Source organism: Streptomyces sp. NPDC048424, assembly GCF_040651555.1.
GTDB lineage: Bacteria > Actinomycetota > Actinomycetes > Streptomycetales > Streptomycetaceae > Streptomyces.
In genome coordinates this window covers 98,098-104,512 of the sequence record NZ_JBEZKE010000027.1, presented here as the reverse complement: position 1 = coordinate 104,512, position 6,415 = coordinate 98,098, and the positions used below count along the sequence as shown (strand labels likewise).

At 72.2% G+C, this 6,415-nt stretch carries 4 protein-coding genes; all 4 read right to left on the bottom strand.

What is annotated here, in order from left to right; all coding sequences use genetic code 11:
• Positions 1–287: 287 nt before the first annotated feature.
• Positions 288–1,589: a site-2 protease family protein gene (locus tag AB0D29_RS30010; RefSeq protein WP_362858507.1), complete on the bottom strand. Its 1,302-nt coding sequence runs from the start codon at positions 1,587–1,589 to the stop codon at positions 288–290.
• Positions 1,586–2,839, bottom strand: a complete 1,254-nt coding sequence (gene dxr, locus AB0D29_RS30005) for a 1-deoxy-D-xylulose-5-phosphate reductoisomerase (protein WP_362858506.1) — start codon at positions 2,837–2,839, stop codon at positions 1,586–1,588. Before dxr ends, AB0D29_RS30010 begins: the two co-directional genes overlap by 4 nt.
• 21 nt (positions 2,840–2,860) lie before the next feature.
• The gene (locus AB0D29_RS30000; RefSeq protein WP_362858504.1) at positions 2,861–4,183 is read right to left on the bottom strand and encodes a hypothetical protein; all 1,323 of its coding nucleotides are present in this window, start codon (positions 4,181–4,183) and stop codon (positions 2,861–2,863) included.
• An 89-nt stretch (positions 4,184–4,272) separates the two neighbouring features.
• A complete protein-coding gene (locus AB0D29_RS29995) occupies positions 4,273–6,249 on the bottom strand; it encodes an acyl-CoA dehydrogenase family protein (RefSeq protein ID WP_362858503.1) in 1,977 nt (658 codons plus the stop codon).
• Positions 6,250–6,415 lie beyond the last annotated feature (166 nt).

Below are 6,415 nucleotides of genomic sequence, written 5' to 3'. Positions count from 1 at the left end.
ATCTGTGCGTCGCCACCGACGGCGACCTTGCCGACCTGGATCTTGCGGCTGACCCTGCGGTCGGCAAGCTTCGTCGGCACGGCCGGCATTCCGAGAGAGATGGCAGTCATCTGCGGTGCAACCCCAAGGTGTGGATCAAGGTCCCGAATTCGGCGGGCTCCAGGCTTCGAGATTACGCCAACCCCGGGGCGCTCCGTGCATCCGAGGGGGGTGCGCCACCCGAACGTAGGGAGCCGGGCACGATGTGTGCCCGGCTCCCGTGGATGCGGGGTAGGGCCCCGCGCCGACTAGGTGATCTTGATGGGGTTCACCACGTCCGCGACCATCACCAGCAGGGTGAAGCAGATGAACAGACCGGCGACCACGTACGCGACGGGCATCAGCTTCGCCACGTCGAAGGGGCCGGGGTCGGGGCGCCGGAAGACCCGAGCGACGTTCCGCCGCACCGACTCCCACAGGGCGCCGGCGATGTGCCCGCCGTCGAGCGGGAGCAGGGGCAGCATGTTGAAGAGGAACAGCGAGAGGTTGAAGCCGGCCAGCAGGTTGAGGAAGAACACCAGCTGGTGCTGGGCGGGGATGTCGAGGGTGAAGATCTCACCGCTGACCCGCGCCGCGCCGACGACGCCCATCGGACTGTCCTGCTTGCGCTCGGCCCCGTTGAAGGCCGCGTTCCACAGGTCCGGGACCTTGGACGGCAGCTGGACCAGCGACTGCACGCCGGCCTCCATCATCTCGCCCATGCGGTCGACGGACTGGCCGAAGGACTGCGGGACGTAGCCGGAGGCGGGGGCGAAGCCGAGGAAGCCGGCGGTGACGTACTCGTCCTTGACGTACCGGCCGCTGCCGTCGGTCTTGGCGACCTTGTTCTCGATCAGGTTCGCCGTGAGGTCCACGCGCTCCCCGGCCCGCTCCACCGTGATCGTGGCGGGGCCGACGGTGGCGCGGATGTCCTTCTGCAGGGCGGACCAGTCCCGGACCGCGCGGCCGTCGAAGGCGACGATCTTGTCGCCGGCCTTCAGGCCCGCGGCCTTGGCGGGGGCGGCCGGGTCTCCCGGGGCGCACTTGTCGCGCTTCTCGCTCTGCTGGATGACGCAGTCCGAGACGGTGGCGACCGAGGTGGTCTGGGTGTTCAGCCCGAAGGCCATCAGCGTGGTGAGGAAGATCGCCACGGCGAGGATCAGGTTCATGAAGGGGCCGGCGAACATCACGATCACGCGCTTCCACGGCTTGCGCGTGTAGAAGAGCCGGCTCTCGTCCCCGGGCTGGAGCTCCTCGTACGCGGCCGAGCGCGCGTCCTCGATCATCGACCGGAACGGCGAGGTGGAGCGGGCGGTGACCCTGCCGTCCTCGCCGGGCGGGAACATCCCGATCATGCGGATGTAGCCGCCCATGGGGATGGCCTTGATCCCGTACTCGGTCTCGCCCTTGCGCCGCGACCAGATGGTCGGGCCGAAGCCCACCATGTACTGCGGCACGCGGATGCCGAAGAGCTTGGCCGTGGACAGGTGCCCCAGCTCGTGCCACGCGATGGAGACCAGCAGGCCGACCGCGAAGACCACGACCCCGAGCACCGTCATCAGTAGTGTCATGCGCGCGCCTCCACGGCGGCCCGCGCCGCCATCTCCCGCGCCCGGGCCCTGGCCCAGGCCTCAGCTTCAAGGACGTCCTGGACGGTCAGGGAAGTTCCCGACTCCGGTGTCCCGTGCTCATCGACCACGGCAGAGACGGTATCCATGATTGCTGTGAACGGCAGCCGACCGGCCAGGAACGCCTCCACGCACTCCTCGTTGGCCGCGTTGAACACGGCCGGGGCGGTGCCGCCGAGGGTGCCCACGTGCCGGGCCAGGCCCACGGCGGGGAAGGCCTCGGTGTCCAGGGGGAAGAACTCCCAGGTGGAGGCCTTGGTCCAGTCGAAGGCCGGGGCCGCGTCCGGGATCCGCTGGGGCCAGCCGAGGCCGATCGCGATGGGGCCGTGCATGTCCGGCGGGGTCGCCTGGGCGAGCGTGGAGCCGTCCGTGAACTCCACCATCGAGTGCACGTAGGACTGCGGATGGACCACGACCTCGATGCGGTCGAAGGGGATGTCGTAGAGCAGGTGCGCCTCGATGACCTCCAGCCCCTTGTTGACCAGGGTCGCCGAGTTGATGGTGATCACCGGGCCCATGGCCCAGGTGGGGTGCGCGAGGGCGTCCTTGACGGTGACCGAGGCCAGCTCGGCGCGGGTGCGGCCGCGGAAGGGCCCGCCGGAGGCGGTGACCACGAGCTTGCGCACGTCGGCCCGGGTGCCGGCGGCGAGCGCCTGGAAGAGCGCCGCGTGCTCGGAGTCCACCGGGATGATCTGGCCGGGCTTCGCGAGGGCCTTGACCAGCGGGCCGCCGACGATCAGCGACTCCTTGTTGGCCAGGGCCAGGGTGCGGCCCGCGCGCAGGGCGGCGAGGGTCGGCGCGAGGCCGATGGAACCGGTGACGCCGTTGAGGACGGTGTGGCACTCGGAGGCGGCGAGCTCGGTCGCGGCGTCCGGTCCGGCCAGGATCTCGGGCAGCGGCTCGGACGGACCGTACTGGGCGCTCAGCGCCTCTTTCAGGGCCGGTACGACGTCCTCGCGGGCGACGGCCACCGTCTTGACCCGCAGCAGCCGGGCCTGCTCGGCCAGCAGCCCGACCCGTCCGCCGGCGGCGGACAGTGCGGTGACCCGGAACCGGTCCGGGTTGCGCAGGGCGAGGTCGATGGCCTGCGTGCCGATGGATCCGGTCGACCCGAGGATGACGATGTCCCGGAGGCCGGCCGCGGGGTCGAAGAGGAGGTGCGGATCGGCGAGGGGGGCTGGGCGGTCGCTCATGCCCCCCATTGTTGCCGGAAGTCAGGAGCGGCCGGACACGGAGCCCCCTTCCGTGACGCGGAGCAGCAGGTGCGGGAGGGTTCCGGCGAAGTCCGGGAGGGTGCGGGCCACGCGCCACCAGGCGTCCGGGTCCTCGCCGAGGGCCGCGGCGAACAGCCGGTCGGCCTCGGCGTGGGCGGCGAGGACGGCCTCGGGGTGGTCGTGGCGGTCGGGGTGGTCCACGTCGCCGAGCCAGTGGTCCTCGTCGAGGGCCCAGCAGGCCGGCAGCTTGTGCCGGATCACGTCGATGCCGGTGAGCAGGCCGCGGTCGAGGCAGTCGCGCACCCAGCGGATGTCCTCCTGGACGCTGTCCATCGGGACGGCGAGGCTCGCCAGGGCCAGCTCGCGCTCCACCTCGCCGGGCGGCTCGGCGGCCGCCGGGGCCAGGTGGCGCACCGCCCGGGTGAGTTCGGGGTCCGGCTCCCGCGCGTCGGCCGGCTCGGGCAGGGCCCGGTCGGTCACGGCGGCCACGAGCTCGGGCAGCGGACCCGGATGGCCGGGGGCGTGCCGGAGCAGCTCCGCCCACAGGCGCGGGTCGTCCCCCAGCGGGCGCAGGGCCCGCATCACGGCCGTCTGCATGCCGGCCTGTTCGGGCAGGGTCCAGCGCAGGGAGCGCAGGGCGGGGAGGTGGCCGAGGAGCAGGGTGTGGCGTGCGGGGGCGACGTGGGCGACGAGTTCCTCGTGCGTGACGCGGCCCATCCGCACGGCGCGTACGGCGGGCCGGTGCCAGGAGCGCTCGTCCGCCGCCCCGGTGGCGAGCAGCCCGTGCACGGTCTCCAGCGGCAGGTCCCCGACGAGCAGCAGGGCCTCGACGGAGCCGGCGGGCAGCGGCCGGCGGCGGTGTTCGGCGAGCAGGAGTTCCGGGTCGGGCCGGTGGCGGAGCGCCAGGATGTCCAGCGGGACCCCGGGCCCGCGCCGGCCGTGCCGGCGCAGCAGGCCGATCAGTTCGGCCGCGGTGAGCGGCTCCTCGCCGGGGTCCCGGCCGAGCTCGGCGCGGAGCACCGGCAGGAGTTCCGGTGGGGTCCGGCGGCGGGCGTAGCGGGCGGGTCCGGGCAGGCCGGGCAGCGGCCGGCCGACGACGCGGGGGTTGCGGGCGATGTAGGTCCGGTCGGTCGCGCGGCCGTGGCGCAGCAGCAGGGTGACGGTCGAGGCCGCCAGCCATTCGTCCCGGCACAGGTACTTGAGGGCGGGCTCGTCGAGCCGGCCGATCATGTCGGTGACGACGTGGTCCGGTGCGTGGCGCAGCAGGTGCGCCACGCACCAGGCCAGCCGTCGGCTGGTGCGGTCTTCCTCGGCCGTCGGCATCGTTCGTCCGCCTCGTGCTGTGCTCGTACGCGTACCAGTACTCGTACTCATCCTCGTACGTCTGTCCGACGTCCGGCGATGATCGCAGGTCAGCGGATGGGGCGGTGCACGTTTTTCTGAGTCGACGGTCCGGGTGCGGCGTCCGCGATCCAGGGGCCGTCGCCGGAGGGGTCGAGGACGCCCTCCTCCAGCCAGGCGTAGGTGCCGGACAGGACTCCCGCGACCACCTTGCGGTCGAGGTCGTCGGTGTTGGCCCAGAGCCGGCCGAAGAGTTCTTCTACGCGCAGCCGGGACTGCTCGCAGAAGGCGTCGGCCAGCTGGTACGCCTCGCGGCCGTGCTCGCCGGTGGCGCGCAGGTGCTCGGCGCGGACGCAGGCCGCGCTCATCGCGAAGAGCTCGGCGCCGATGTCGACGATCCGGCCGAGGAAGCCCTGCTTGGTCTCCATGCGGCCCTGCCAGCGGGACATGGCGTAGAAGGTGGACCGGGCGAGTTTGCGGGCGCTGCGTTCCACGTAGCGCAGGTGGGTGGCGAGGTCGGGGTGGCCGCCGGGGTGGAAGGCCCGGTAGGTGCCGGGGACCTGGCCGGGGCCGGTGGCGAGCTTGGGCAGCCAGCGGGCGTAGAACCCGGCGGCGCGGGCGCCCGCCTTCGCCTTGTCGCCGAGTGCCTTGTCGGGGTCGATGAGGTCGCCGGCCACCGAGAGGTGGGCGTCGACGGCCTCGCGGGCGATCAGCAGGTGCATGATCTCCGTCGAGCCCTCGAAGATCCGGTTGATGCGCAGGTCGCGGAGCATCTGCTCGGCGGGGACGGCGCGCTCGCCGCGGGCGGCCAGCGACTCGGCGGTCTCGAAGCCGCGCCCGCCGCGGATCTGGACCAGTTCGTCGGCCATCAGGCAGGCCATCTCGGAACCGTAGAGCTTGGCGAGGGCGGCTTCGATGCGGATGTCGTTGCGGTCCTCGTCGGCCATCTGGGAGGCGAGGTCCACGACCGCTTCGAGGGCGAAGGTGGTGGCGGCGATGAAGGAGATCTTGGCGCCGACCGCCTCGTGCTTCGCGACGGGCCGGCCCCACTGCTCGCGCACCCCGGACCATTCGCGGGCGATCTTCAGGCACCACTTGCCGGCGCCGACGCACATGGCGGGCAGGGACAGCCGGCCGGTGTTGAGGGTGGTCAGGGCGATCTTGAGGCCGGCGCCCTCGGCGCCGATGCGCTGGGCGGCCGGTACCCGTACGCCGTGGAAGCGGGTGACGCCGTTCTCCAGGCCTCGCAGGCCCATGAAGGCGTTGCGGTGCTCGACGGTGATGCCCGGGGAGTCGGCCTCCACCACGAAGGCGGTGATCCCGCCGCGGTGGTTCTCCGACTTCGGGACGCGGGCCATCACGACGAGGAGGTCCGCGACGACCCCGTTCGTGGTCCACAGCTTCACCCCGTCGAGGACGTACGCGTCCTCCCCGTCCGGGACCGCGGTGGTGGCCAGCCGCGCCGGGTCGGAGCCGACGTCCGGCTCGGTGAGCAGGAAGGCGCTGATGGCGGTGGTGGCGCAGCGCGGCAGGTAGGCGTCCTTCTGCTCCTGCGTGCCGAACATCTTCAGCGGCTGCGGTACGCCGATCGACTGGTGGGCGGAGAGCAGGGCGCCGATGGCCGGGCTGACCGAGCCGACGAGGGCGAGCGCCTTGTTGTAGTAGACCTGGGTGAGACCGAGCCCCCCGTACTTGGGGTCGATCTTCATGCCGAGGGCGCCGAGCTCCTTGAGCCCGCGCACGGTCTCGTCGGGGATCCTCGCCTCGCGCTCGATGCGGGCCCCGTCGATCTCGGTCTCGCAGAAGGCCCGCAGCCGGGCGAGGAAGGCCTCGCCGCGCCGGACGTCCTCGTCGGCGGGCAGCGGGTGGGGATGGATCAGGTCGAGCCGGAACCGTCCGAGGAAGAGTTCCTTGGCGAAACTGGGTTTGCGCCAGTCCTGTTCCCGGGCCGCTTCCGCGACCTGCCGCGCCTCGCGCTCGGTCACCTTGGGCTGCGTGCCGCCGGGCTGTACGGGCTGTGCTGGCTGTGCGGGCTGTGTTGCGGACATGAGGGGACTCACCTCGCCGCCGGAGTCGGGGTTCATCGGATTACCAGCCGGTGCTACCTGTGAGTCGTACCCAATGTCGGCGGGATGGAAAAGGGGAACGGCCGGAGCCCCCGCACACCGGCGTCCCGACCACCCCCCTGACCTGCGATTTCACGCCGATCTCCGC